The sequence below is a fragment of the Anatilimnocola aquadivae genome (assembly GCF_049819085.1).
GTDB lineage: Bacteria > Planctomycetota > Planctomycetia > Pirellulales > Pirellulaceae > Anatilimnocola.
The window spans coordinates 666,346-692,851 of the sequence record NZ_CP187419.1; the positions used below are offsets into that span (position 1 = coordinate 666,346).

Annotated in this window: 22 protein-coding genes; 15 read left to right on the forward strand and 7 right to left on the reverse strand. The window is 58.4% G+C overall.

Going from position 1 to position 26,506, the window contains the following annotated elements; genetic code table 11:
- Window positions 1–72: 72 nt before the first annotated feature.
- The 10 genes from coxB to NA78x_RS02680 all read left to right on the forward strand — a co-directional run bounded on the left by coxB (window position 73) and on the right by NA78x_RS02680 (window position 10,011).
- The gene (coxB, locus tag NA78x_RS02635) at window positions 73–879 is read left to right on the forward strand and encodes a cytochrome c oxidase subunit II (RefSeq protein ID WP_425616866.1); all 807 of its coding nucleotides are present in this window, start codon (window positions 73–75) and stop codon (window positions 877–879) included.
- A gap of 8 nt (window positions 880–887) precedes the next feature.
- A complete protein-coding gene (locus tag NA78x_RS02640) occupies window positions 888–2,699 on the forward strand; it encodes a cytochrome c oxidase subunit I (protein ID WP_425616867.1) in 1,812 nt (603 codons plus the stop codon).
- Between the two features lie 55 nt (window positions 2,700–2,754).
- On the forward strand, window positions 2,755–3,768 hold the full coding sequence (locus tag NA78x_RS02645; protein ID WP_425616868.1) for a COX15/CtaA family protein: 1,014 nt from the start codon (window positions 2,755–2,757) through the stop codon (window positions 3,766–3,768).
- Entirely contained in the window at window positions 3,765–4,694 is a 930-nt protein-coding gene (gene cyoE / locus NA78x_RS02650; RefSeq protein ID WP_425616869.1) for a heme o synthase, read from the forward strand. The genes NA78x_RS02645 and cyoE overlap by 4 nt, the downstream gene beginning before the upstream one ends.
- A 51-nt stretch (window positions 4,695–4,745) precedes the next feature.
- Complete coding sequence (locus NA78x_RS02655; RefSeq protein WP_425616870.1) at window positions 4,746–6,131, forward strand: cytochrome c oxidase subunit 3; 1,386 nt, start codon at window positions 4,746–4,748, stop codon at window positions 6,129–6,131.
- 61 nt (window positions 6,132–6,192) lie between these two features.
- A complete protein-coding gene (locus tag NA78x_RS02660; protein WP_425616871.1) occupies window positions 6,193–6,660 on the forward strand; it encodes a cytochrome C oxidase subunit IV family protein in 468 nt (155 codons plus the stop codon).
- Window positions 6,661–6,696: 36 nt separating this feature from the next.
- The gene (locus NA78x_RS02665; protein WP_425616872.1) at window positions 6,697–7,488 is read left to right on the forward strand and encodes an SCO family protein; all 792 of its coding nucleotides are present in this window, start codon (window positions 6,697–6,699) and stop codon (window positions 7,486–7,488) included.
- An 11-nt stretch (window positions 7,489–7,499) separates the two neighbouring features.
- A complete protein-coding gene (locus tag NA78x_RS02670) occupies window positions 7,500–7,958 on the forward strand; it encodes a DUF420 domain-containing protein (protein ID WP_425616873.1) in 459 nt (152 codons plus the stop codon).
- A gap of 43 nt (window positions 7,959–8,001) precedes the next feature.
- Complete coding sequence (locus NA78x_RS02675; protein WP_425616874.1) at window positions 8,002–8,262, forward strand: hypothetical protein; 261 nt, start codon at window positions 8,002–8,004, stop codon at window positions 8,260–8,262.
- Window positions 8,263–8,436: 174 nt separating this feature from the next.
- A complete protein-coding gene (locus NA78x_RS02680; RefSeq protein WP_425616875.1) occupies window positions 8,437–10,011 on the forward strand; it encodes an Nramp family divalent metal transporter in 1,575 nt (524 codons plus the stop codon).
- Between the two features lie 62 nt (window positions 10,012–10,073).
- Here NA78x_RS02680 and NA78x_RS02685 read toward each other — a convergent pair whose 3' ends face one another.
- The 7 genes from NA78x_RS02685 to NA78x_RS02715 all read right to left on the reverse strand — a co-directional run bounded on the left by NA78x_RS02685 (window position 10,074) and on the right by NA78x_RS02715 (window position 19,624).
- The gene (locus tag NA78x_RS02685; RefSeq protein WP_425616876.1) at window positions 10,074–10,313 is read right to left on the reverse strand and encodes a hypothetical protein; all 240 of its coding nucleotides are present in this window, start codon (window positions 10,311–10,313) and stop codon (window positions 10,074–10,076) included.
- Window positions 10,314–11,069: 756 nt separating this feature from the next.
- The gene (locus NA78x_RS02690) at window positions 11,070–12,146 is read right to left on the reverse strand and encodes a DUF1559 domain-containing protein (protein WP_425616877.1); all 1,077 of its coding nucleotides are present in this window, start codon (window positions 12,144–12,146) and stop codon (window positions 11,070–11,072) included.
- The gene (locus NA78x_RS02695) at window positions 12,146–13,201 is read right to left on the reverse strand and encodes a DUF1559 domain-containing protein (RefSeq protein WP_425616878.1); all 1,056 of its coding nucleotides are present in this window, start codon (window positions 13,199–13,201) and stop codon (window positions 12,146–12,148) included. The genes NA78x_RS02690 and NA78x_RS02695 overlap by 1 nt, the downstream gene beginning before the upstream one ends.
- A gap of 29 nt (window positions 13,202–13,230) precedes the next feature.
- Window positions 13,231–14,289 (reverse strand): DUF1559 domain-containing protein, encoded by a 1,059-nt coding sequence (locus NA78x_RS02700; protein ID WP_425616879.1) that lies wholly within the window; start codon window positions 14,287–14,289, stop codon window positions 13,231–13,233.
- A gap of 46 nt (window positions 14,290–14,335) precedes the next feature.
- Window positions 14,336–15,391, reverse strand: a complete 1,056-nt coding sequence (locus NA78x_RS02705) for a DUF1559 domain-containing protein (RefSeq protein WP_425616880.1) — start codon at window positions 15,389–15,391, stop codon at window positions 14,336–14,338.
- A 188-nt stretch (window positions 15,392–15,579) separates the two neighbouring features.
- On the reverse strand, window positions 15,580–17,001 hold the full coding sequence (locus NA78x_RS02710) for a DUF1501 domain-containing protein (RefSeq protein ID WP_425616881.1): 1,422 nt from the start codon (window positions 16,999–17,001) through the stop codon (window positions 15,580–15,582).
- 94 nt (window positions 17,002–17,095) lie between these two features.
- Window positions 17,096–19,624, reverse strand: coding sequence for a PSD1 and planctomycete cytochrome C domain-containing protein (locus NA78x_RS02715; protein ID WP_425616882.1), 2,529 nt, complete (start codon window positions 19,622–19,624; stop codon window positions 17,096–17,098).
- Between the two features lie 639 nt (window positions 19,625–20,263).
- Between NA78x_RS02715 and NA78x_RS02720 the strand changes: the two genes are divergently transcribed.
- From NA78x_RS02720 to NA78x_RS02740, 5 genes are all read left to right on the forward strand, one after another.
- Complete coding sequence (locus NA78x_RS02720; RefSeq protein ID WP_425616883.1) at window positions 20,264–20,740, forward strand: hypothetical protein; 477 nt, start codon at window positions 20,264–20,266, stop codon at window positions 20,738–20,740.
- A 218-nt stretch (window positions 20,741–20,958) separates the two neighbouring features.
- A complete protein-coding gene (locus NA78x_RS02725) occupies window positions 20,959–21,321 on the forward strand; it encodes a hypothetical protein (protein ID WP_425616884.1) in 363 nt (120 codons plus the stop codon).
- Between the two features lie 387 nt (window positions 21,322–21,708).
- Window positions 21,709–23,592 (forward strand): DNA primase, encoded by a 1,884-nt coding sequence (gene dnaG / locus NA78x_RS02730; protein ID WP_425616885.1) that lies wholly within the window; start codon window positions 21,709–21,711, stop codon window positions 23,590–23,592.
- 230 nt (window positions 23,593–23,822) lie between these two features.
- Window positions 23,823–25,484, forward strand: coding sequence for an RNA polymerase sigma factor RpoD (gene rpoD / locus NA78x_RS02735; RefSeq protein ID WP_425616886.1), 1,662 nt, complete (start codon window positions 23,823–23,825; stop codon window positions 25,482–25,484).
- A 643-nt stretch (window positions 25,485–26,127) separates the two neighbouring features.
- Window positions 26,128–26,466 (forward strand): hypothetical protein, encoded by a 339-nt coding sequence (locus NA78x_RS02740; RefSeq protein ID WP_425616887.1) that lies wholly within the window; start codon window positions 26,128–26,130, stop codon window positions 26,464–26,466.
- The last annotated feature ends 40 nt before the right edge of the window (window positions 26,467–26,506 follow it).

Here is a 26,506-nt window from a genome sequence, read left to right on the forward strand (position 1 = left end):
AGCGTCGCTGCGTGACGAGCGAGTCTCGTCCAGTCGTTTTCTATCTGCCAAGCCTGTCTGAGGAGTTTTGTCGTGGGTCGATTTTGGAGTTTGCTGTTCTTATCGGTGCCAATTCTGGGCGTGCTCTGCTTTGTCTGGGCAATGGCCGGCTTTTGGCCCATGGAGAACCATTGGCTCCCCGTCAACATTGGCGGTGACGATGCACATGCCATCGATAACCTGTTCATGTTCATTTTGGGACTGACCGGGGCCATCTTCATTGGTACCGGCCTGGTCTTCTTCTGGTTTCTCTGGAAGTACGACGCGGCAGTTACCACTGAGCCGGTGAAGTACTTTCACGGTAGCCATCAGCTGGAAGTGATCTGGTCGATCATTCCCGCCGCAGCGCTGCTGTTCATCGCCATCTTCCAGATGACGGTGTGGGCCAATGCGAAGATTCGCCGCCCCGAGATCGCGAAAGGTGTTCCCCGGCCTCCCTTCGCCGAGGTCACCGGCCGCCAGTTTGAATGGCGTATTCGCTATCCCGGCAAGGATGGAGTGCTGGGGAACGATGACGACATTTTGAAGGTCAACGACCTGCACCTGCCCCTGAACGAAGACGTCGTGCTGCTCATTAAGAGCCAGGACGTGTTGCACAGTTTCTTTTTGCCCCACTTGCGCGTCAAGCAGGACGTGGTTCCGGGCATGCAGCAGTTTGTGTGGTTCCAAGCCAAGAAGACCGGCACCTACGACATTGTGTGCGCGGAACTGTGTGGCTGGGGTCACTACAAGATGCGTGGCCGCATCGTCGTGCAAAGTCGCGCTGAATTAGATAAATGGCTGGAACAATCGTGGCAGGAGCAAGAGGTTTCGTCCTTTACTCCGCCCGTGGGAGAATAGGTTAAGCAATGAGTACGACAGCAATTCAGCCGCACGATCACGATCACGGTCACGGCGCACACGGCATGAGTGTGGGCGACTTCGTTCGCACCTACGTCTTCTCGCTCGATCATAAGATCATCGGGTTGCAGTTTTTGTTTTCCACGCTGTTGTGGTTCCTGGTGGGCGGCTTGCTCGCCCTGGGAATTCGCTGGCAGTTGGCTTACCCCTGGCAAGACATGCCGGTCATTGGCCGCATGCTCTTCTCGGCGGAAGGTGGCCAGATCTCGCCCGAGTTCTACACCACGCTATTCACGATGCACGCCACGGTGATGATCTTCTTCGTGATCATTCCGATTCTGGCCGGTGCCTTCGGAAATTATCTGATTCCGCTAATGATCGGCGCGGACGATATGGCCTTCCCCACGCTCAACATGCTCAGCTATTGGTTCATGTGGCCAGCGTTCTTTTGCATTGGCATGAGCTTCCTCTGGCCTCCTTACGGTGCTGGCGGTGGTTGGACTTCGTATCCGCCGCTTTCGGTGGTGTGGGATGCCGCTCCAGGCAGCCACTGGCCGCAAACCTTATGGCTGCTCGGTGTCACCTTTGTCGGTGTCTCGTCGATGATGGGTTCGGTCAACTACATGACCACCATCATTCAAATGCGTGCCCCTGGTCTGACGATGTTTCGCCTTCCCCTCACGATTTGGGCGATGTTCATCACGGCCATTCTGCAAGCTTTCGCTCTGCCGGTACTCACGGCAGCGGGCTTCATGCAACTCACCGACCGTACACTGGGCACAGGCTTCTTCTTGCCCGAAGGCTTGGTGGTGAATAACAGCTTGCCGGCTACTGGCGGTGGCCAACCGATTCTGTGGCAGCACCTGTTCTGGTTCTATTCGCACCCTGCGGTGTACATCATGATTCTGCCCGCGATGGGCATGGTCAGCGATATCATCTCCTGCTTCGCCCGCAAGCCCATCTTCGGCTACAAGCCGATGGTTTACTCCATCTCGGGTATCGCCGGCCTCGGCTTTATCGTGTGGGGTCACCATATGTTCGTCTCGGGCATGAACCCGTTCCTCGGCATGACCTTCATGGTCAGCACGATGATGATCGCCTTGCCTTCGGCGGTGAAGACCTTCAATTGGTTGGGAACCGTTTGGGGCGGCAAGATTCAGTTCACCACGCCCATGTTGTTTGCCTTGTCGTTCGTCTCGATGTTTATCATTGGCGGGCTCTCGGGCATCTTCATGGCCGCCACGCCCGTCGACATCTTCATTCACGATACGTACTTCATCGTGGCTCACTTCCACTATGTGCTCTTTGCGGGTACGGCGATGGCAGTGTTCGGCTCGATCTACTTTTGGTTCCCGAAGATGTTCGGCCGCATGATGGATGAGAACCTCGGCAAGGTCCACTTCTTCCTGACGTTCCTGTTCCTCAATGGCACATTCTTCACGATGCACATTCTGGGCGCCGTTGGCTTCCCCCGCCGTCTGGCCGATCCGTACGACTACGAAACCTTCCGCCACTTGCTCCCCATGAACCAGTTCATGACCTGGTGTGCGATTGGCATGGTGGCGACGCAAGTGATTTTTGCGTTCAACTTCATCCGCAGCATCTTCTTCGGCCAGATCGTTGGTCGTAATCCGTGGGGTGCGAACAGCCTGGAGTGGATGGCACCAAGCCCGCCGGGACACGGCAACTTCGATTTCCAACCGATCGTCTATCGCGGTCCTTACGAGTACGGCTCGCCTGAAGTCGATACCGACTTCTATCCACAAACTCAGCCGCCGCCGGCTGATCCCGCCAGGCGTTTTAAGCCACCAGCGCACTAGGTTTGTCCCGATTGTTGATTTGCTCCTCGCCCGTTGATCCATCAAGCGTACTCTCATGACCACCATCACCCCGACAAGCTATCGCTGGCCTCACCGCCTCGCCTTGCTGGCGGCGTTGGTCACGTTTCCGCTGATTTGGGTCGGTGGCTTGGTGACCAGCTACGACGCGGGGATGGCTGTACCCGATTGGCCGGGAACCTATGGCTACAACATGTTCGCCTATCCGCTGACGACTTGGCTCGGCGCGGATTGGGATCTGTTTATTGAACATGGTCATCGCTTGCTGGGTGCCGTGGCCGGCCTGCTGATGATTGCCTTGGTGGTCAGCACGTTTGTGACTCGCACGCCTCTCTGGCTGAAGCAGTTCGCGGGCGGGTTACTTGGATTGGTGATCTTGCAGGGTGTGATGGGGGGCGCACGCGTGGTGCTTGATGAGCGCCTGGTGGCTCTGCTGCACGGTTGCACCGGTCCCGTCTTCTTTGTGTCCCTCGTCGCCTTTGCTCTTGTTACCTCCGCACGGTTTCCGTTCGCTGGCCCTCAGCAAGATGCTCAGCCGGCCGCTCGATTGGCAACCGCCACCTGGGGCTTTGCGGCTGTTTGCTATTTGCAATTGGTGCTCGGCGCACTTGTTCGACATGTACCGGTGACCAGCACCGCTGGCTTCTTCCGTGCGGTGATGTTGCTGCACGTGGTCTTCGCCATCATGATCCTCGCCCAGGCTGTGCTGCTCGGCGTGACGATTATTCGCGCCAAGAATGATCGCTCGGTCTCGCGTTGGGTCGGCTGGTCGTTGCTCCTGTTAGTGACGTTACAGATCGGTCTGGGCGTGATGACCTACGTAACCAAATACTCTTGGCCGGAATGGATGGGCTCGTTCCAGTTCGCGGCTTCGCATGTGAACTACGAAAAGTCCGCTCTTCAGGCCATTCTCGCGACGGCTCACGTGGCGAACGGTTCGCTGATTCTGGCCACTGCCGTTATCATGTCGCTGCAGGCCTCGCGCAACTGGCGTCCAGCCGCAGTGCTGGCCACTGCCGCTCCGTTGCTGCTTGTGAGGCCCACCGCATGAGCAGTTCGCATCTTCCCAGTTCTGCCTTCGCCATTCCGTATCGCCGCACCGCGATTACGGGTCGCGCACTCGATTTTCTCGAACTGGCCAAGCCACGTATCGGCGTCTTCGTCACGCTCGTGGTGCTTGCCAGTTGCTATGTCGCCACCAGCGGCAGTTGCACCTGGCCTACGATGCTCGCTGCCTCAATCGGCACGCTGCTCGTTGGGGCAAGTGCCAGCGGCATGAATCATTGGCTCGAACGCAAGCTCGACCAACGCATGGTGCGCACGGCTTCGCGGCCGATTGCTGCCGGACGGATCACATCTTTTGCCGCACTCACGTTCGTCGCGGTGACGATGGCCGCAGGAAGCAGCTTGTTGCTTTGCACCGACAATTCCGCTGCCGTGCTGTGGGGCGTGGGAACATGGGCCGCCTATGTGCTCATTTACACTCCGCTCAAAACCATCAGCAGTTGGAACACCTGGTTCGGTGCTGTTGCCGGCGCCATGCCGGTGCTCATGGGATGGTCTGCAACCGGTGCCGAACTGAACGCTCCGATTCTGGTCCTGTTTGCGATTCTCGTCTTCTGGCAGTTGCCGCACTTCATGGCCATCGCCTGGCTTTATCAAGACGACTACGAGCGCGCCGGCCACAAGATGGCAACTGTCGTCGACAAGACCGGCCGCCTCGCTGCGTGGCAGGCAATCAGCTTTGCGGTCTTGCTGGTGCTGCTGCCCCTGGGGCTGCTCGCCGGTTCAATGTCGCTGCCGTCGCTAGTAGCCGCCGGCTTGCTCATCGCCCTGGCCGCCGGTCAGTGCTGGTTTGCCTGGCAGTTCTTTCAGAATCAAAACGAACAAACGAGCCGCGCCTTGCTGCTCGCTTCGCTCCTGTATTTGCCAGCCACGCTCCCGTGCATTTGTCTCGCGGCGTGGCCGGTTGCTTAGTTTGATCGCACGCACAAATATTTATCACCCGCCCAGAACGGTAAGTCTGCTATGTCGGATCATGCACACGCCCACGACGATCATGGGCACGGACACATCAAGCTGCAGTACCAACGCAGCTTGCCCATTCCCAATGGCAAGCTTTGCTTGTGGCTGTTCTTGTCGACAGAAATCATGTTCTTCGCCGGTCTGATCGGCGCGTACATCGTGCTCCGTTTCGGTGCGCCCACCGGCACGTGGCCCTTGCCGCACGATGTGCACCTGGTCGAATGGGTCGGCGCGATGAACACCTTCGTGCTCATCTGCTCCAGCGTGACGATCGTGTTGTCGTACGAGGCTGCCAAGTCGAACCAAGCCAGCTTGTCTCGCTTTTGGCTCGCTCTCACGCTCATCCTCGGAACCGTCTTCATCGGTGTGAAGGGTTTCGAGTACAAGTCGAAGTTCGAACACGGTATCTACCCGGCAACTCCACGCAGCCTGATCCATGAACGGGCTGACCTGTTTTACGTGCAAGCGGTTCGTCAACGATTGGTCGCCCTGCAATCGGAACTCACCACCAAAGTGGCTGCCGAGGAAAAGCTCACGGAAGAAGAGACCAAGCGACTTGAGACTCTTAACCAACTGGTCGAGTTTGCCAAGTGGACCGAAAGCATCGCCGCACTCGACAACGATCCGCTCAAACGCCGCGCTGCGCTGGAGCGACTGGCGATGGCTGTCTATCCTCTCCATCGCGGGCACGATGCTCACTTGTCTCCTGATGCCAAACACGAAATCTTCACCAGCATCATGAAGGAAGAGTTTGCCGGTGTCGAACGCGAAGGCTTCGAGGTGAATCAATCGCTGAAGCAGATCGCGACGAATCGCGCGGCCGTTGCCAAAGAGGCCGAACAACTCACCGACCAGATCAAGCAACTCAACGATCAAAAAGCCAAGCTGCAACCGGCTGCTCCAGCCGCAGGCGCAACGGGCTCAAACGACAGCAATGGCACGACGTTCGTTGCCCTGCAAGATCAGCCCACACCTGCCGCTCAAATCGACGCGCAGATTACCGAAGCAACCGCGAAGCTGGCCGAAAAGACCAAGGAACTCGGTAAGTTCGACGAGCAGATTACTCCGCTCGACAATCGCCTGAAGGCACTCACCTCGCGCACTAAGGTTCAAACCATCTTGGAAGAAGCCCATGGCGGCTTGAACGAGCATTTTCATTGGCTCCGTCTTCCAATGAAGATCCCCAGCGGCAACATGTGGGCCAGCACGTACTTTTTGATGACGGGCTTCCACGCGATTCACGTCGCAGTTGGCTTGCTCGCCTTCGCCCTGATTTTGCCCAAGCGATTGGATTCGACGAAAGCCCACATCATCGAGAACGTCGGCCTGTACTGGCACTTTGTCGATCTCGTGTGGATTTTCCTCTTCCCGCTGCTGTATCTGTTCTAAATCAATTCATTGACCGCAATCCGCTGATCGCAACATCAGCTTGTAGATAGTGAGAGCAAACATGGACCACGACCACGGCATCGATAAGCAGGTGCATCGCGAGCACCTGGGCGCCACCACGAAGGCCCATGCGTCGCATGGCGGCTTGGGCGTTTATCTGGGCGTGTTCGTCGCGCTGTGCGTGCTCACGCTCATTTCGTTCCTGGTGGGCAACTCGCAAACACTGCGACAGGAAGCTCCGCAAGTGATGTGGGCGGCGATGATGGCCGTCTCGGTCGCCAAGGCGCTCCTTGTCATGCTGTTCTTCATGCACTTGAAGTGGGAAGCCAACTGGAAGTACGTCCTCACCATTCCCGCCAGCATGATGAGTCTGTTCCTTGTGCTGATGCTGGTCCCCGATATCGGTCGCCGCACCCGCTACTACTCGGACGACCGTTGGCTCCATTCCGCGAAGCCGGTTGTCGAAGTCAAGAAAAAGCATGATGCCGATCATTCTCATCCTCCAGCCAAGAGTGGCGAAGGGCACTAAGCTGCTCGCCGGTCTGTTTTGCGATCGTGATGGGTCATGAGTAAGTCGGTGCTCGCCTGGTTGGGTGTACTGTTCATTGCGATGGGCGGCACCATTCTGTGGTTAGGCTACAAGTACAGCCGGCCGGCTGCTGCTGTCTATACGTCCGATCCGGTTCTCGATCGCGGCTACAAGCTGCCGCCCCCTTCGGCCGGCGATGTCTACCTGAAAGAGTTCACCCTCACCGAGCGTGATGGCAGCAAGAAGGGGACCGCCGATCTCGCTGGTAAGGTGAATGTCACCAACTTCTTCTTCGCCAGTTGCCCGGCTGAGTGCAAGCGGCAAAACGCGCAGTTCGAAATCATCCAGCGCGAATACGGCCCCAAGGGCGTGCAGTTCCTGAGCATTACTTGCGACCCGGAACTCGACACTCCTTCATACCTCGCGCAACACGCCCGGCAGTTCGATATCGCCAACGACGGTCAAGCGTGGTGGTTTCTCACCGGCGATTTGACTTACATTCGCCGCATCGCCGAAGAGATCTATCGGGTCCCGCTCAAACGCTACACGCATACCGAAAAGTTCGAAGTCCGCGACAAGTGGGGCCACCCGCGCGGCAGCTTTTCCTGGAAAGAGCCTGCTTCGCTGGCCGAGTTAAAACTGACGCTCGATCGCCTGCTGGCCGAAACGGAGCCTCCCGCCGAGGTCGTCAAAGCGGCCGAAGAGCGAGCCACCCAGATCAAGCAGGCTGAAGAAGCCGCGACGGAACAAAAGGCAGAGAAACAAGCAGAACCTGTTCCCGCCGAGAAACCCGCGGAAGCCACTTCACCAACCCCGGCTGCTCCTTAAGGAACTTTGTGTTGCAAGACATCGTTCCTTACCTGCCGCACGTCAACGCGCTGCTCAACAGCCTGGCCACGGTGCTACTCGTTACCGGCTACGTGCTCATCAAGCAGCGTCGCGAGCAGGCCCATAAAGCAACCATGCTCAGTTGCTTCGGCGTGTCGGTCGTGTTTTTGGTCTCGTACCTCACGCGCATCGCTTTCGCGGGCACGCACCTGTTTCCGCGCGACGAGTATCCCGTCGCGGCCATGTTCTATTACCCCCTGCTGGCCTCGCATGTCTTCCTGGCGGCAGCGGTACCGTTTTTAGCGATTGCGACGATCTATTTCGGCCTGACCGATCAGCGACTGCGGCACGTTCGCTTTGCCCGCTGGACGTTCCCCATTTGGCTGTATGTTTCCATTACTGGTGTAATCGTTTACTTGATGCTCTATCAGCTATTCCTCCCGCAGGGTGAGTTGCCTAAAATTAATTGAAGTGGCGAGCGTACCGGTTTCGCCCTTCCAGCAGGTGTTTGCGATGAAGCTATCTCAACTCAGTTCGTTCGCCCTGGCTTGCCTGGCCGTGTTGCTGCTCGCTGGCATCGCCCAAGCCTGCCCGACGTGCAAGGACCAGCTCGCCTCCGATCCCGAGACGTACAACATCGCCCGGGGCTATTTCTGGAGCATTCTCTTCATGCTCACGATGCCCATTCTGATCTTCACCGGCCTGGGCAGCTACTTCTATTGGGAAGTTCGCCGCGCCTACGCCAAAGAGGCTCTCGAGCAGATGCAATCGTAGTTTGTGGCTCGCCTCGCGATCTTTCTCTCGAGATCCTCGTACCTCAATCTTCACCATGCGGCTCCCTCCGAGCCTAACGTGTCGCGTCGGCAGATTCCCCCTCGTCGCAGTGCCATCGCATAGAATGCCGGCACACTTGGGTCGCCCTCTCTCCCCCGCTGCGCGTGAGTGAAGATGAGTATCGCCGATGAGACGGTGCCGGACAGCGTAATTCCCGCCGGTGCCTTGCCCCCGCTGCGCTGGCGCGAGATGCCCGCGGCCTTGCCCGTGTGGAAGATGATCGGCCCCAGCGTGATTCTGGCGGGCCTGGCTCTCGGCAGCGGCGAGTACGTGCTGTGGCCGTTCATCACGTTCAAGAGCCAGTTCGTCTTCTTTTGGGCCTGCTTGCTCGCCGTGGTGACGCAGTACTTTCTGAACCTCGAAATCATGCGTTGGACGATGGCCACCGGCGAGACCACGCTCATCGGCCTGCAGCGCATGAACCGATTCGTCGCGCCGGTCTTTCTCGCGCTCAACATCATTCCCTGGATGCTCCCCGCCTGGGCCCAAGGCTGTTCCCAGTTGCTCGGCTGGCTCGTGTTTGGACCTCAGTTCGATTCGGCCGGTGCCATCCAACCCGGCCGCTACGACAATTGGATTTCGATTGTCACTCTGATCGGCTGCGGCATCATTCTCACCGCCGGGCCCGTCATTTACGAAACGGTCGAAAAGGTTCAATTGACGCTCGTAGGCCTGATCCTGGCCCTCGTCATCGTGCTGGCCGTGTGGCTCGTCTGTTTGCGCCCCGATGCCCTGGTGACACAAGTCACCTCGGTCGCAACGCTCGGCTGGCCGAAGTTCTTGCCGACCTTCGACGCCAGCCTCACGCCCATCGGCCTGCTCGGCGCGCTGGCCTTCGCCGGCGCGGGAGGCACGATGAATCTGGCCCAAGCGAACTACATCAAGGACAAGGGCTATGCGATGGGCGCGCACATCGGCCGACTGACGAGCCCCTTCACCGGCAACGAAGAAGCAGTCAGTGAAACGGGCTTTCACTTTCCACATACGCCCGAGAATCTGGCCCGCTGGCGGCAGTGGTGGCGAGCCGCCTGCTGGGAACATTTCGTCTCGTTCCTGCTCACCTGCATCATCTGTCTCACACTGCTGACCCTCATCAGCTACATCGCCTTTTACGATGCCGCCGGGACGTTGCAGGTCGACCCGGCAAAATACCAAGAGGGGCTGGGGTTCGTCTGGGCCGAAGCGGTTCGCCTGGGCGAGATCATCGGACCGGCAGCGAAGCTGGCCTTTCTGGTAATGGGAGTGGCGATTTTGTTTACGACGGAATTCGGTGTGCTCGATGCGAGCAGTCGCATCTCGACCGACCTGGTAAAGGTCGCTTGGCTGCGCGACAAGCCGCAATGGAGCGAAGGACGGCTCTATTACTGGTTTCTGTGGGGCGAGATTCTGCTGGCCATCGGCATCTTGAGCCTCGACATGTTCGGGGTGAAAATCGGAGCGTTGGCCCTGTTTCAACTGACCGCAGCCATGAACGGCGGCGTGATGTTTCTGTACTCCGTCTTGTTGATGTTCATGAACACGCGGCGGTTGCCGGCCGAAGTGCGGATTCCCAAGTGGCGACTGGCGATCCTCGCCTGGACCGTGATCTTCTTTGGCTTCTTCAGCGCGTGGGCGGCTTATAGCGGCGTGCAACGAATCGCCGCCAGTTTTGCCAATAGCAAGACGGCCCAAGTCGTTCGCAGCAACTGAACGCGATTCGCTTTGTCCGCGCGAGTTGTCCGCTTGTGACATCGTCAATCATTGTTGCTCTCTCAACACGGCACCGGCATCACAAAGTTGTTCGCCCAATCGAGCCGCAGGTTCTGGCAACGATTGAGATAAAACTGCCGTGGTTCCTCCCGGCTGAGGCACAGGGCCAAGAAGCGATCGCCGGCGAGAAACCGGACCGGGCTGACAACGCGGCGCGTCGTGGCCCCTTTGGAGTCCTGATAATCGAACACCAACACCAGGTCGTCACTTTGGCGAATCGCACGTTGAATGAGTTGTCGCATGGCGGGCTCGTTGATCGAAGGACGTGACTGCGAAGCTCGAAAGGAAAGGGACCGAGTACCTTGGCCCCACACTTCTATCTTCGCGACGCCCGTGACTAGTCTGGTCACGCCGCGGACACATTTTTTTGACCATTCCCTTCCCCTCGCTAGCGACCGCTCCGTCCCCCCTGGCCCCGCTGAACAGCCCCGCATTCACGCTCGTTGCAGCCCCGTTTTGATAACTTTTTGCGAGAAAAATCGAAACTGATGTGTCGATTCAACTCCTTTTATTTCAGTGGGTTGCGACGAAAAATGATCGCCGATTCGCGTTTTGCTGATAACCGTCTGATAACCACTTTTCACCCTGTTCAAACTGCCTGCTGAACAGGCCCTAATCGGGGGGTGCGTGGCGATTGGCTACAGGAGTTCCCTTCGTCCCGGCGAGAACGAATTGTCACGAACCGCCGCGCCCGTCCAGGAGTCGGAGGTCGGGAGTCGGAGGTCGGGAGTCGGAGGTCGGAGGTCGGGAGTCGGAGGGAAAGCTACCAGTCCCTGCCTAGCAATGACGTTATAATGTACTTGACACAATGTCAATACATTTGTACGATGTATCGAGTTGTAGTACATGATGTCATTGTAATGTGGAGAATAGTAGTCGCTGAGACTTTCGACCGAGCCGCAGCGATTCACGCTGTCACGCCTCCTGGGCATCGTTAGCGACCGAATGTTGCGGCGGTCACTCCGCGCGGCGAAGGCGTGGGGCAGTCCGCTGTCAGATTAATAGTCACTCGGCAACTCGCCGCCGTCATCGCGGATGGCGAGGCGTTTGAGGACGTCGAGTGAAGTTTGTTTGCTGAGGAGTTGCACGTGGCCATCGACGAAGCCAACCATAGCACCGGCGGGATGCGCGGAATGGAGCGGGTTGTTGAGTCCGCAGCGGCCGATCCCCTGCGTGCCCCATTTCGGTTCTTTGGTTTTGCCATTCGTGCCGATGGCGTGCTCGATGGTGACGAGATTCAGCACTTGATCGACGCCAATCGCTGGGCCGCCCCGCTCAATTGTGAGGGTGAGATTTGTTCCCGCGAGCCAGCCAGCTTCATTGTGGAAGCCATCTCCGGCATCCGCCACGCTCAGGGCCAGGTTCCGTTGGCGACCGCCGTCGAAGTACCAATTCGAAACTTCGCCGATCATGATCTGGTTCGCGTGGCCGTCTTTGCAATCGGCGAGAGTTAGCCATTGGTTGACCGTCAACATTCCATTGGCCGCGGCAAAGCCGCCGTAGGGACCAGCCACAATGCGGCCCTGCGAGTCCAGCACTGGACTGGATGCAGCGGCGAAATCATTGGCCCCCATGATGCCGGCGTAACTCGGGACTATCAATTCTGCGTTGCCAATCGCTTGCGTTCGTGGCAAGGGGCTGGAAGGGCAGAGCATGAACCAGGCACCGTGCTGTTGTGTATTGGTCCGCATTGTTGGACTGAGGTAGTCGTTGTCTGACGCGGCGGCATCAACATTGCAGAGTTGGCCATAGAGAGGGTCCGCCTCGCAAAAAGGAAGAATTGCGGTCAGCCAGGAAGTCCCCCAAGTCGACTCTCCCACATCATCGTCGCGGGTTCGGTTGCGCGCTCCGTGCGGCAGGGATCTGTAGGTGTCTTGATAGTTGAGGAGAGCCAAGCAAAGTTGTCCGGTGGTGTTGCCGCACTGCATTCTCCGGGCAGCTTCGCGGGCGGCGTTAATGGCTGGCAACACTAGCGCCAGGATGATGCCGATAATAGTCACCACGATCAAGAGTTCGCGCAGCGTGAAGGTGATCCGAGCCGAGTCAGTTTGGGAGTTGCGATCGGGGGTGCTCATTAAAAGTCGGAGATCTCTCCGCCATCATCGCGAATGGCAAGGCGCTTCAGCACATACAGCGGTGTCTTGGACAGTAAAAACTGCGTGTGCCCGTCGGCGAAAGCGACCGTAGCACCAGCGGGATGCGCAGAAATCAGAGGGTTGTTGAGTCCGCAGCGGCCGATCCCCTGCGTGCCCCCTTTGGGTTGAGAATCGCCTTTGCCATTGGTGCCGACCGCGTGTTCCATGGTGATTAAGTTCAGTACGCGTCCGGGTTCGATGGCGGGACCATCCTTTTGAATGGGGCCAGCCAGATTGGTCCCGGCGATCCAGCCTGCCGCTCCCGGTGGACCGCTGCCAGCCGCAGCGATGCTCAGGGAAGGGTTCATTTTCTCGCTGCCAGCGAAATACCAATCGGCGACTTCACCGACGATGATGGTGTTCGCGCTGCCGTCCTGGCAGTCGCTCAGGTTCAGGCACTCATTTACCAAGAGCAGGCCATTGGCGGCCGCGAAGCCATTGTAAGGCCCGGGCACGATTCGCCCTTTTTGGTCGTGAACGCTGTTACCCTTCGCATCGAGGTGATGGTTGGCTCCCATAATGCCCGCGTAGCTGGGAACCATCAGGGCGTGGCCACTGAGCGTTTGTATCTCCGGCAGCGGACTCGAAAGGCAGAGCAGATATTTGATCTTTGCTCCGCCTGCCGCCTGACGAAGCTCGTCGCTGAGAAAATCGTGCGCGGTGCCTTCCGCATTGGCCTGCATCAATTTCGTAAATAGCGGACCTTGCTCGCAGAAGGGCAAGGTCGCGGTGATCCAAGACGATCCCCACGAAGGTTCTTCGCCGGCTGCTTCGTGCGGGCAATTTCTCGCGCCGTAAGGGAGCCATTGAAACGTGTCGTGATAGTTCTGCAGTCCGAACGCGAGTTGCTTCAAGTTATTGCCGCACTGCATGCGTCGCGCTGCTTCGCGGGAACCACGCATGTTGGGAAGCAGCAGGGCGATGAGAACCCCGATGACGACGATCACCACCAGCAATTCCACGAGGGTGAAGCCGCGTTTCACTTGGGTTGGCATGGATTGTTCCCTCTCGTTGAGTGTTGGTCTTAGTAGTCGGGCAACACGCCGCCGTCATCGCGAATGGCCAGGCGCTTAAGGACGTAAAGGTCAGTATGAATGGTGAGTAACTGCACGTGGGCATCGGTGAAGGCGACCCACGCGCCGCCGGGATGGCTGGAGAGCAACGGGTTGTTCAAGCCGCAGCGGCCGATGCCTTGCGTGCCCCATTTCGGGTCGCTGCTTTTGCCATTCGTGCCAATAGCGTGCTCGATGGTGATTAAGTTCAACACGCGGTCGGGGCCGACGGCGGGACCACCCGATTCGATGAGATCTGGCAAGTCCGTTCCCGCGATCCAGCCTGCGGCGTTGCTTGCACTATCGCCGGCATCGGCCACACTGAGTGCCGGGTTGCGCTGCTTGCGGCCGTCGGAATACCAGTGCGAGACTTCGCCCACGATCAGCGTATTCGCAGTGCCATCGGTGCAGGCCGCGAGCGACAAGCACTCGTTCACCGGCAGCATACCGTTCGCTGCGGCAATTCCCTGATAAGGACCAACGACTAACCGCTGTTCGGCGTCGATGACGTTGATGGTCGCCGGCGTCTGCCCCGTCAGTTCGTTGGCACCCATGATGCCCGCGTAACTGGGAACCGTCAGCTGCAGGCCACCGATATTTTGCAGCGGCGGCAGCGGGCTGAATGGGCAGAGCATGTACTTGAATCGGGCGTTCGCAACTTCATTCTGAACGGCGGCACTGAGGTAGTCGTTGCGGCTGGACTGTGATTCCTGTGCCACTACTTGGTCGAAGGTTGGTCGCTGCTCGCAGAAGGGAGTGGTGGCAAGCAGCCAAGATGAGCCCCAGTTCGGAATGTCGCCGGGTGCACCGGTCGTACGATTTCTCGCTCCGTAGGGCAGATACAAAAACGTGTCGTGATAGTTCTGCAATCCCAGCGAGAGAACCTTGAGATTGTTGGCGCAGTCCATTCGCTGCGCTCGCATGCGGGCCGTATTGATGGCCGGGAACAACAGTCCCATCAGCACGCAGAGGATCGTGACCACGATCATCAGCGTCTTGAGTGTGAAAGCACGGGGAGAGGTTTCTGACATCAGACATCCCGCGGTTTGCGAGGATCAAAGGTGTAAGCGCTCCGCCTCAGTAGTCTAGGAGCAGGTCTCCATCGTCGCGAATGGCGAGACGTTTGAGGACAGAGGGATCGGTTTCTTTGGTAAGCAATTGAACGTGGCCATCGACAAAGCCGGCCATAGCGCCAGCCGGATGTTCGGACGTAAGCGGATTGTTGAGCCCGCGCGGTCCGATGCCACCGGTGGTCCAATTGGGATGAGCGTCGGACTTGCCGCGTTTGTTGTTGGTGTTGATGGCGTGCTCGACGGTGACCAGGTTATTCACACGGTCGGCGGGAACGGCCATGAAGTCATTGCCCAGCGTGCCTGTCAGATTCGTGCCGGCGAGCCAACCGGCTGTGGCGGGTGAATTGCCACTGAAGGCGAGCGCTGGATTCTGCCGACGGCCACGATCGTCGTAGTACCAAGCGGATACTTCGGCCACGATGAGCGTGTTCGCGGTTCCATCGGTGCAGTCGGCAAACTTGAGCCGCTGGTTGATGGGCAACATGCCGTTGCTCGCGGCCCAGCCTGCATACGGCCCCGGCACGATGGGGCCCTTCATCTCGGTCACTTGTTGCGCGGCTGGACCGGTCGTCAATTCATTGGCCCCCATGATGCCGACGTAACTGGGAATGAAGAGTTGAAAGCCGTTCAGTTTTTCGGATTCTGGTAGCTTGCTCGATGGGCAGAGCAAGTACCGAAGCTTCACCTTATCCGCGACCTGCCGAAGCTGCGGACTGACGTACTCCGCTCCTTGAGCTTCCGCCTTCCTTAGCCCGTCATGCAGCGGAGCCTGTTCGCAAAAGGGTAATGTGGCCACGATCCACGATTGACCCCAAGTGGGCTGATCGCCGGTCGCGGCCGACTGACGGACCTCGGCACCGGCGGGAAAGCGACCGAACGTGTCGTGGTAGTTTTGCAACGCCAAGGCCAGCTGCTTGAGATTGTAACCGCATTGCATTCGCCTGGAGCCTTCGCGCGGCGTCCCAGGGCTAGGGAGCAAAAGGTACAGCACCACCAGGACGGAAATAACCGCCACGATCACTTCGATGGGCCGAACTCGAATCGGCGGATCGTCAGACATCGCTGGCCCTCGGCGGAGGAGAAGGGTTCAAGCGAGACGGTTCACAGGGACGCAGAGAAACGTCCGGGGACGAACGTCCCGAGAGATAGCCTACTCCGGCGGAAGAGAGGAAGCGAGAAAGGGCCGAAGAGAAAAATGCGAACTGCCTGCTTCCTCTCTTCTTCCTTTTAACCCTTCCTCCCTACCAACTACCCATGAATGATCTTGTCGCAGGGCGCGCCTTCGTTGAGCGTGGGGCGCTCGGGGCGGCCTTTGTGCAGGTAGGTAAGGGCCATGTTGTCGAGGCCGAGTACCCGCAGGATCGTGGCGTGGAAGTCGTGCACGTGCAGCCGATCTTCGACGGCATGCAGGCCGATCTCATCCGTCGCGCCGATCGTTCGTCCGCCGCGCACACCGCCACCGGCCATCCACATCGTAAAGCCGGCTGAGTTGTGATCGCGGCCGTCTCCCTTTTCGCTTTGCGGCGTGCGGCCAAACTCGCCACCCCACACGACGAGCGTGTTCTTTAGCAGGCCGCGACGCTTCAGGTCCATCAGCAGGCCAGCGATAGGCTTATCGGTCGCCATGCAGTTGGTGCCGTGGTTTTTCTCGATGTTGCTGTGAGCGTCCCACTTGCTCCCCGAGCCCGAGTACAACTGCACGAAGCGCACGCCTCGCTCGACCATGCGTCGCGCGAGCAAACACATGCGGCCGAAGTTCTCGGTCTCTTTGCGATCGAGCCCGTATAGCGCCTGCGTCTCGGCGGTCTCTTGCGACAGGTCGACCGCTTCGGGTGCTTCGGCTTGCATGCGGAACGCCAACTCGTAGCTGGCGATGCGGGCGTCGAGTTCCGATTGATCGCGACGGTCGGAAGCGTGTTGGCGATTCAGTTCTCGCAGCAGCGCGAGCTTGCCTTTTTGAGCCGCGGCGGAGACTTCCTTCGGTGTTTGCAAATTGCGAATGGGCTCGGGGCCGTTCTGGAAAGCCGTTCCTTGATAGACGGCTGGCATGAAGCCAGCGCCCCAGTTGCGTGGGCCGTTGATGACCTGGCCGGGATTGTCTTCGAGCACCACAAAGCCTGGCAGGTTCTGATTCTCGGTCCCCAGGCCATAGCTGACCCACGAGCCGATGGAAGGCCGGCCGCCGAGCGTCGAGCCCGTGTTCATCTGGCAGACACCGCCCGAGTGGTTAATGCCGTCGCCGTAGACCGATCGCACCACGCACAGGTCGTCGGCACACTGGGCGACGTTGGGGTACCAATCGGAAACCCACAAACCGCCGTCGCCGTACTGTGCCCACTTCCGCTTCGAGGCCATCAGCGGCGGGTTCTTCTCGCCCATCGCGAGAATGATCGGCTTGTAGGACGCGGGCAACTGCTGGCCGTGCAGTTCCTTCAGCTTGGGCTTGGGGTCGAAGGTGTCCATGGCACTCGGGCCACCTTCCATGAACAGAAAGATGACGCTCGTTGCCATGACCGGATGGTGAGGCTTTTGCGTGGGCGCAGCGGCAGCCTGTTCTTGGCCGAGCAAACCTGCCATCGCGAGCGCACCGAAACCGGCCCCCGACTGGCAGAGCATCTGCCGGCGAGAAAGATAACCTTGCTTCAGCATTTGATCTTCGAACGATGACATCGGTGCCTCTGCTCTTCTATCTACTTTCGACTCTCTACTATCTCTGCCCTATTCCGCCGCAGGCCCCTCTGGCCCCTATCCTCTGGCCCCTTCCTCAGTCCACATACACAAACTCATTCGAGTTCAGCAGTACGTGGGCCAGATCGGCGAGGGTTCGTTCCGTCTTATCTTCCGAGGGTTCTCGCAAGAAGCTGATCGCTGCCGCTTGCTCGCTGTCGCTGGGGCGGCGACCGAGCATCTGCAAGTACAGGTTCTGCACTTGTTCTTCTGGGCCGAGTTTGCCTTGGCTCTTCACAACCGTGCTGGCCGCTTTGGCCTTCGCGATCATGAACGGGCCGTTGATCATCAGCAGCGCTTGAATGGGCGTGGTGGTGACGTTGCGAGTGGGCATCGTGGAGAGGCCATCCGCCACATCGAACACATCGAGCAGCGGATCGCGCACATTCCGCTTCACCTTCACATACACGCTGCGGCGAGCCTTGGTGGCATCGACGGCTGGGCCGCCGATGGTCAGGCTCAACTCGCCCGCGACGGCCAGGCTGGAGTCGCGAATTTGCTCGGCGCTGAGGCGGCGAACGGGCATGCGAGCCAGCAGGCGATTGGCCGGATCGATGCGAACCGAGTCTGCTGTTGCGGGACCAAACGACTGTTGACGATAGGCCGCGGAAGTGACGATCTGCCGATGCAGCTGCTTCCAGTTCCAGCCTTTCTCGACAAAGTCCTTCGCCAGGTAATCGAGCAATTCTGGATGGCTTGGTGGCTGACCGAGGCGGCCGAAATCGCTCGGCGCTTCGCACAGACCTTTGCCAAAGTGATGCTGCCAAAGGCGATTGGCTAGTACGCGCGGCGTGAGTGGGTTTGCTTCGTCACCCAGCCAGTTGGCGAGCGCCGTGCGACGGCCGGTCGAGAGCGAATTTTCTGGCAACACCGCAGGTGGCATCGGCAGCGAGACCGGTGTCTCGGTCGCTTCGCCATCGGCGGGCGGTGTGCACAGCACCGTCGGAATTGCCGGCAAAACTTCGCCCAGGCGAGGCTTGCCCGGGACCATCACCGGCGGAGCTTGCGGGCCGACATCGGTCACCGTCATGGCCGTGGGGGGTGGCACGGGCAGTTCCGCGTTGTGTTCTTTCAGCTGTTCCTTCAAGGCGACCCAGCGTTCTTTTTTCTCGCCGGTCAGCTTCTTGGTAAAGTCGAGTTTGTCCTGATCGGCTTTGGCCTGCCGAAAGGCGAGTGCGAAAATCTGCTTCTCGTAGGGCGTGCGTTCCTCATCGGTCTTGTCGACCAGGATCGGCACCACGTCATCGGGGAAACGATTGAGCTGCGAGTGGGCTGCATTCTTCAGCGGTTGTTTTTCGAGTTCGGCCAACTCCGCGAGAATATCCGCAGCCTTCGCTTTCCAGTCAGTCATTTTTTGTTGGTACGCGGTCAGTTCGCTGGGAGTCGCCACCGGCGTATCGTCGTGCGGCATGATCGGCGCAAAGAACGCTTGCAGAGCGAAGTAATCCTTCTGCAGAATCGGGTCGAACTTGTGATCGTGGCAACGAGCACAGCTCATGCCCATGCCCATAAAGACATCGGCCGTCACGTCGGTGATGTCGTTCAGAATCACGCTCCACTGACCCTTCACATCGCGCTGGTTGTACTCGTAAATGCCCAGCCGCAAATAGCCGGTGGCCACTACTGCGTCGATCGACTCTTGAGGGTTGCTCGACGGCGGCATTTCGTCGCCGGCCAACTGTTCGCGAATAAACTGCGGATAAGGCTTGTCTTGATTGAGCGAGCGAATCACGTAATCGCGATAGCGCCAGGCATCGGGGCGATAATCGTCTTGCTTGTAACCATCCGATTCGGCGTAACGAACAAGGTCGAGCCAATGCCGCGACCATTGTTCGCCGTGCTGGGGCTTGGCAAGCAGTCGCTCAACAAGACGCTCGTAAGCATCGGGGCTTTGATCGGCTAAGAAGGCTTCAATCTCGGTCTTCGTCGGCGGCAGGCCGGTCAGGTCGAACGACAGCCGGCGAATCAGCGTGCTCCGTTCGGCTTCGGGGGCAGGCTGTAGCTTTTCGGTCTGCATGCGAGCGAGCAGAAAGCGATCGATGACGCCGCGCGACCAATGATCATTCTCGATCGCCGGCACCGGCGCGCGACGCACAGGCTGGAACGCCCAGTACTCGCGATCGGCCGCAGTGATCTTGTCTTTCACCTTTCGCAGGCCAGGACCTGCGCCGCCATGTTCTTTCGGCCATGGAGCGCCGATCTTCACCCACTGGGTCAGGATCTCGATCTCGCTTTCGCTGAGCTTGCCGTCGGGGGGCATCTCGAGCGATTCGTACTTCACGGCATCCAGCAGCAGACTCTCTTCGGGCTTACCGGGAACAATCGCCGGGCCCGATTCGCCACCGGTAAGCATCGCCTGATGCAGGTCGAGTCGCAGGTCACCTTTCTGCTTTTCTTCGCCGTGGCACTTGAAGCAGTTTTGAGCCAGGACGGGCCGCACTTTCTCCTCGAAGAACTTCAACTGTTCCGGAGTCGGCGCTTTATCAGCAGCAAAGGCCTGTGAGCCAGCTCCAGCGAGCAAACAAACGGCGAGCAAACAACGCGATCGGAGGGAGCGGTGAGCCATCAAAAAGTATCCCAGCGTAGGCATTCGAAAATACCCCGAAAATGGCGGCACGAAATCAACCTAAATGCTAGCCGTCCTTAGAGATGACGTCAATCAAATCCGCTCCGCGAAAGTTGCCTCGTCGGCGAGCCTGATGGCGACAAAATCCAGACTCGCGGTGAATCAAGATCTTGCTTGCCTGCCGCCCAGCCAGGAAGCCGCTTTCCTTAGGGGCTTCGTGGCTCCTTTCGGCTCCCTTTCGATTATCGAACCCACCCTTCGATTCTGCACAGTTCAAATGCAATTTGATCACTGCTCGGTGCGATTCTCTCGCTCTCCAGACCGCACATAAACCCAACAGCGACAATCGCTTGCAGCGGTAATGAAGAAAATGAGCCCAAAGCTCCTTCCAAACGCCCCTACCGCAACCACTGGCAAGCTGTGACGGCTGTTTGGCTTGTATCGCAGGTAGCGCTTGTTCGGGTGGTGTCAAAGAAACTCGAAACTCCGCCGGCGCAGGTCGATGCAAATGAACGCAGATGCTGGTCGCGCCGATCGCGCTGGTCTGCCGCGAGATTCGTCTTCCACCGAACAATCATCTCAGCAGCGCTGGGCGGTTTGCGAACCGACGCCTGGTGCTGCCGGAGAGGAGCTTGATCTATGCATGCTGTTTTGTTGACCGTGCTTGCCCTCACGGGCGGTGATGGCGTTTACTCAGACTACAACGTGGCTCCTGCGGGCCATCACGGCGATTGCGCATCGTGCGGCGGCGGTTCTGGCCACGGCCACTACAAGCAGCCTCACTGGATGATGCCCCAGTCGTGCTACAACCCCAAATACGGTTGCTACGGCGCCGATCGCCATATGAATCGCTACCCCGCGTTTCATGGCACGTACTATCGCCGGCCGTACAACTACCGCAACGTGTTCGACTATCCGTGGCACGCCGAACTGCACGAGCCCACCTCGCACTTCTCGTATCACGTGCAAGCTCAACAGCAGCAGCAACAACCTCAGCCTGCACCGCCGCAGCCAGATCCGGGCATGGTGCAACATCCCTATGCTCCTGGCCCGATGTCGGCCCACGCTCAAGCCGGTTCGATCATGAGCACCAGCGGTCGCATGATCCGCCGCTAGGTTTTGTGAAAATCGCATTCTGAATGTATAGAGACCACGCTCCGTCGTGGTCTCTTTCGTTGCGCCCGGTGAGCATCGCAGCCGGTCCGGGGCCGGGAGACACGGTCAACTCAGTTCGTGAAGCCCTGTTAGATCGAAGGGGAATCGACAACAACAGAAGCGGGTGAGTTCGCTTGATTCATCCCAACGCCGCTAAACTGTCAGGGTTGAGCGAAATCATGTATGGCGTGCCGGCTGACTTAGACCTGAGCTTTCTAATCGGTTGCGAGCTGACGCAGGTTTGCTTTGGCTGCCATCAGATTCAGCTTCACTTTCACCCGACAGCCAGCATTTCCATCGAAGGGAAATGGGAACTGCGTGATATCGCGGGCAAGCGGATCGACGGGGAATCGAAGGCAGGCGAGGGAATGGACTCGGCATCCCACTTAGTCCGACTACTTGGGCAGCGAGTCGCGGGCGTGGTGATCTCGGCGCCGCAGTCGATCGCGATTCGCCTGGGCGACGAAGCGGTATTGCACCTTTTCGATAATCAACCCGCCCACGAGTCGTTTCAAATCCAGCCTGGAAACATCATTGTCTAGTTGCAGGCTCTGATCTCCGACTCCCGACAAGCCAGCGAGTAGATAGCGGAGAGTACAAAGTAGAAACTCCGGCCGGAAGGATACTTTTTCGCAAGAAAGCGGACTTGCGAAAAACTGGGGTTGTTTTGCGCAAGCGATTCGCGCTAGAATTTCCGCCGTGCTAAGGATGGCACACCTATCGGCTGACAAGTGCAGTCGATGGCATGGATGCCGCCACTGATCAAGCTTTCGATCACGGCTGGCTGTTTGCGGTTAATCCCAAAAGGGACGACTTGCGTCAACAGCATGCTGAGCTTGCCAGTGACTGCTAAACTGAACCTCCAGCGGAGGGCCCTGCGGCGAAACGCATTTCGCACAGGTTCCCGCCCCCGTCAGGAGAAGATCGCCGTGAGTTCCGCCGCCAATTTCGGCACAGCCAAGGACGAAATCCGCCAGGCGATTAATATCGTCGATCTGGTCGGTTCGTACCTCGACCTGCGCCGGCAAGGCAGCGGCTATGTGGGTCTGTGCCCCTGGCACTCCGACAGCAAGCCTTCGTTGCAGGTGAATCCCGCTCGTCAGATTTGGAAGTGCTGGGTCTGCAACATCGGCGGCGATATCTTCAGCTTTGAGATGCGGCAGCACGGCATCGAGTTTCGCGAAGCCCTGCAACAGCTGGCCGACCGCGCGGGGATTGAACTCACTCAGCAAAAACAACGACCCATTGCCCCTGGCAGCCCCGACGATAAAAACGCTCTGCTGGCCGCCTGTGCTTGGGCCGAGAATCAGTTTCACGAGTATTTTCTGCGTTCGCCCGCTGCGGAAGTTGCTCGCCATTACATCGAAGATCGCGGCATCACCCGCGAAAGCGTCGATAAGTTCCGCATCGGGTTTTGCCCCGATGAATGGACTTGGCTGCTCGATCGCGCACGTGGCACCTCTCACTCACCGGCCGTGTTGGAAGCTGCGGGCTTGCTCGGAAAGAGTGAAAAAGGAAGCTATTACGACTTCTACAAAGGCCGCGTGATCTTCCCCATCCGCGATACGCAAAAGCGGCCCATCGCCTTCGGCGGACGCATCCTGCCCGGCGTCGACAAAGACAAGGCTGGCGGCAAGTACAAGAACAGCCGTGAGACGAAACTGTTCAGCAAGAGCGAACAGCTGTACGCTCTCGAAATCGCCAAAGATACCGCGAACAAGACTCGCAACTTGACGGTCGTCGAAGGCTACACCGACGTCATCATGTGCCACCAGTTTGGCATCACCGATGTGGTCGCGTGCCTCGGCACAGCACTCGGCGACCGCCACATTCCGGTGCTACGTCGCTTTGCCGATACCGTCACGTTGCTGCTCGATGGCGACGATGCCGGCCAACGGCGCACGAATGATATTCTCGAGCTATTCGTCACCGCGACGGTCGACCTGCGCGTGCTGACACTCCCCGATGAACTCGACCCGGCCGATTTTTTGCTCGAGCACGGCGCGCCGGCGTTCAATAGCTTGCTGAAAGACAAATCGGTCGACGCGCTGGAACACAAGATTCGCGCGGCAACGAAGGATCTCGATATTGCCCGCGAAACTCATCGCGCGAGTGAAGCCCTCGAAGAGATTCTGGCGACGCTCGCCCGCTTTGCAACGGCCCATGGTGCGGATGGCAAGAGTCTGCGGACACAGCAATTGCTCGCCAGGCTCTCCCGACAGTTTTTGCTGGAAGAGTCCATCGTTCGGGAACGCTTTGGCGAACTTTGTCAGAGCGACCGTGTCGTACGCAAGCCAGCGATTAGTTCGAACAGTGCACCCGCAAAGGTGCAGCCTGTTCGAGCCGAGTTTCGCATTGAAGCCATCTCGATGGACGAAATCGAACTGCTCGAGATCCTGGTCGCACACTACGAACTCGCGGGAACGGCTCTTTCGGAATTGGGCGAGCTCGATCTCTCGGCCGATGCCACGAAAATGATCTTTCGAACTTATCGCCAGCTGGAAGAGACGGGCGAATCGCTCGACTTCAGTCGCGTGATGGCAGAGATCGAAGATGCCGACCTGAAAAGCCTGCTGGTGCAGTTGGTCGAAGTGGCCGATCGCAAGGCGAGCAAAGCGAACCTCGATCCACCGACTCGGCTGCGGCACTTATTGCAAAAGATTCACCGCGCCCACGAGCAGCGGATCATTCGCGAAAAGGAACGATACCTTCAGCAAACGGAGCCTAACGATCAAGAAAAGCACGACGTGTTTTTAGAGATACTGGAAGCGAAACGCCGGCAGCAAGGATTGATCGCGCCCACGGATGGGTAGCGGTTGCCGGGCCTGAATCGCGCTATTCCCGCAGGGGGGTATGTAACGCGAAGCAGGTGTGCAAACCATTTCGAGTCAGCAGTGCCCGTAGCAATGATGGTGTCATCACGGCTGCAGGCCACTCGCGGAGCAAGTCTCGCAACTTGACTCGCGGGTGAACGATCCTCCCAGGGATTGGCTGGCAAGATTGGCGCGCATGGTGATTGTCGAAACGTTCAAGGAGGAACGAAATGAACCAGAACCACATGCCGAGTCATTTGGAAGTCGACCTGCAAGCTCTTGTGACCAAAGGCAAGACGCAGGGCTATCTGACCTACGACGATGTCAACGGCTACTTGCCCGATCAAGACATCAACCCCGAAAAGCTCGACAATCTGCTCGTCGCCATTGATGAAGCGGGCATCGAACTGATGGATGAACCGCCGCCGGGACCGGGCGACATCCTCAAGTTCCAGCCGAAGGAAGTGGAAGGCCCCTCGCTCGCCAACAAGGCGACCGAACCGCCGACCAAGCTGAACAACGATCCGATCCGCCTGTATCTCTCGCAGATGTCGGAGATTCCGCTCCTCTCGCGCACCGAAGAGATTTCGCTGGCCAAGAAGATCGAAGTAACCCGTAAGCGTTTCCGTCGCACACTGCTCAGCTGCGATTACGCGATGCGTGAAACAGTCAAGATTTTGACGCAGGTCTATAAGGGCGAATTGCCTTTCGACCGGACGATCAAGGTCTCGCTGACGGAACAGCTGGCGAAGGAACAAATCCTGGCCCGCATGCCGCACAACCTGCGAACGATCGAGAACCTGCTCGATCGGAATCGCGAAGACTTCACTCGCCTGGTGCGCAAAAGCACCAGCCGCGAGGAACGACAACTGGCTCGCCGCAACTTCCTGCGTCGTCGTCGCAAGTGCCTGCAACTGGCCGAAGAGATGAGCCTGCGGACTCGCCGCGTTCATCCTCACATGGCCCAGCTGGAAAACTACTCTCGCCGCATGGATCAAATCCAGGCTCGCCTGACGGTGATTCGCACCGATGTTGCTTGCCGCGATGAACGGGCCGACTTGCGTCGCGAACTGTTCGACCTGATGCGCATCACGCTCGAAAGCCCGAAGTCGCTGCGGGAGCGCTGCAAGGCTTTCCGTCGCCAGCACCAGGAATACGAAGAAGCTAAGCGAAACTTGAGCAGCGGCAACTTGCGACTGGTCGTGAGCATCGCGAAGAAGTATCGCAACCGCGGCTTGAGCTTCCTCGACCTGATTCAGGAAGGAAACACCGGCCTGATGCGCGCGGTCGATAAGTACGAATATCGCCGCGGCTTCAAGTTCAGCACTTATGCCACCTGGTGGATTCGCCAGGCGATCACTCGCGCCATTGCCGATCAAGCGCGCACGATTCGCATTCCGGTCCACATGATCGACATCCTGTCGAAACTGCGGAACATTCAAAAGAAGCTGCAGCAGGAACTGGGCCGCGAAGCGACGACTGAAGAAATTGCCGGCCAGACGGAAGTGCCGATCGAAGAAGTCCGCCGCATTCTCGATATCGGTCGTCATCCCGTGAGCCTCGATCGCCCAGTGGGGGATAGTGAAGACTCCAGCTTTGGTGAGTTCCTGCAAGACAACAGCAGCGACAACCCAGTCTTCTGTGCCAGCAACGCGATCCTGCGTGAGAAGATCGAGCAACTGCTTAAGACGCTCACTTGGCGCGAACGAGAGATCGTCCGCCTGCGTTATGGCCTGCAAGACGGCTACACCTACACGCTGGAAGAAGTGGGCCGCATTTTCAAGGTGACCCGCGAGCGTGTTCGCCAGATCGAAGCCAAGGCCGTCCGCAAGCTGCAACACCCCAACCGCAGCCAACACCTGGAAGGCTTCTTGAAGCAAATGGCAGGGTAAAGCGGTCGTTCCTCTTTCGAGAGCGTTGGCCAGCACGTCATGGCCAGCGCTCGTGCGTCGTTCAGTTATCTGACTTGCAGGATCACTGTCGCAAGCCTGTAGCAGATTTTGCACCGCGAGCGCGCTCTACTCTTATGGGCAATCTCAGCTCGCAGCGACAAGAGTTGTCCCTGGTCCGCTCAGCGGACATTTAGGAGACCGCCCACGGGTCGCCGGGCAATCGATACTTCGGGTCGCACCATCGACTCGCACCTAAGAATGAGCCCAAGTATCAGACTTGCTAACAGCAAGAAGGACACGACTTAGGGGCAGGTGATTTATTCACCCCTTTCTGTAACACAGAGCCCAAAACCCCCGCTTCGTGTGGGGTGAATCCAGTCTGAATCACCCGCAGGCGTACATGCGCCACGGTAGCGCCCAACCGGTAGAACGTGGTAATTCTGTAATTGGAAGGATCACTATCAATACAAGTAAGAAACCCTGCCGAGGAAGAGCGAGGAGGCAGGGAAGTCTCCGCAAAATGGCGGTTTCGGGCGTTTTGGCACACAACAGCACATTGACGTGACATACTATTGGGCTTAGCGTATTCTTTTTAACCTGTGACAGCTTCTGACACTATCGCCTTTTCGGGGAGAATGATCGTATGGCCAAGAAAGCCAAGGGTGGGCCTAACAAGTCGTCTGAAATCCGCAATTACAAGGATGCCAACCCAACGGCCAGCCCTAAAGAAATTGCTGAGGCACTCGGCAAGCAGGGTGTCGCAGTCTCGGCTCAGTTTGTGAGCACGGTTCTCTCGAATGCGAAGAAGAAGGGTGGCAAGATTGGCAAGCGCGGACCAAAGCCAGGTCGCAAGGCCGCCGCTGCTGCCGCGATGGGTGATGTCAGCCAACTGATCAAGGCCAAGAAGCTCGTTGACCAACTCGGTGGCGTCGAAGCGGCTCGCTCGGCTCTCAATGCCCTGGCTCAATTGCTCAGCAGCTAGTGGTCATAGTCGAAATTGCGGTCAGTAAACGATCCCTGCA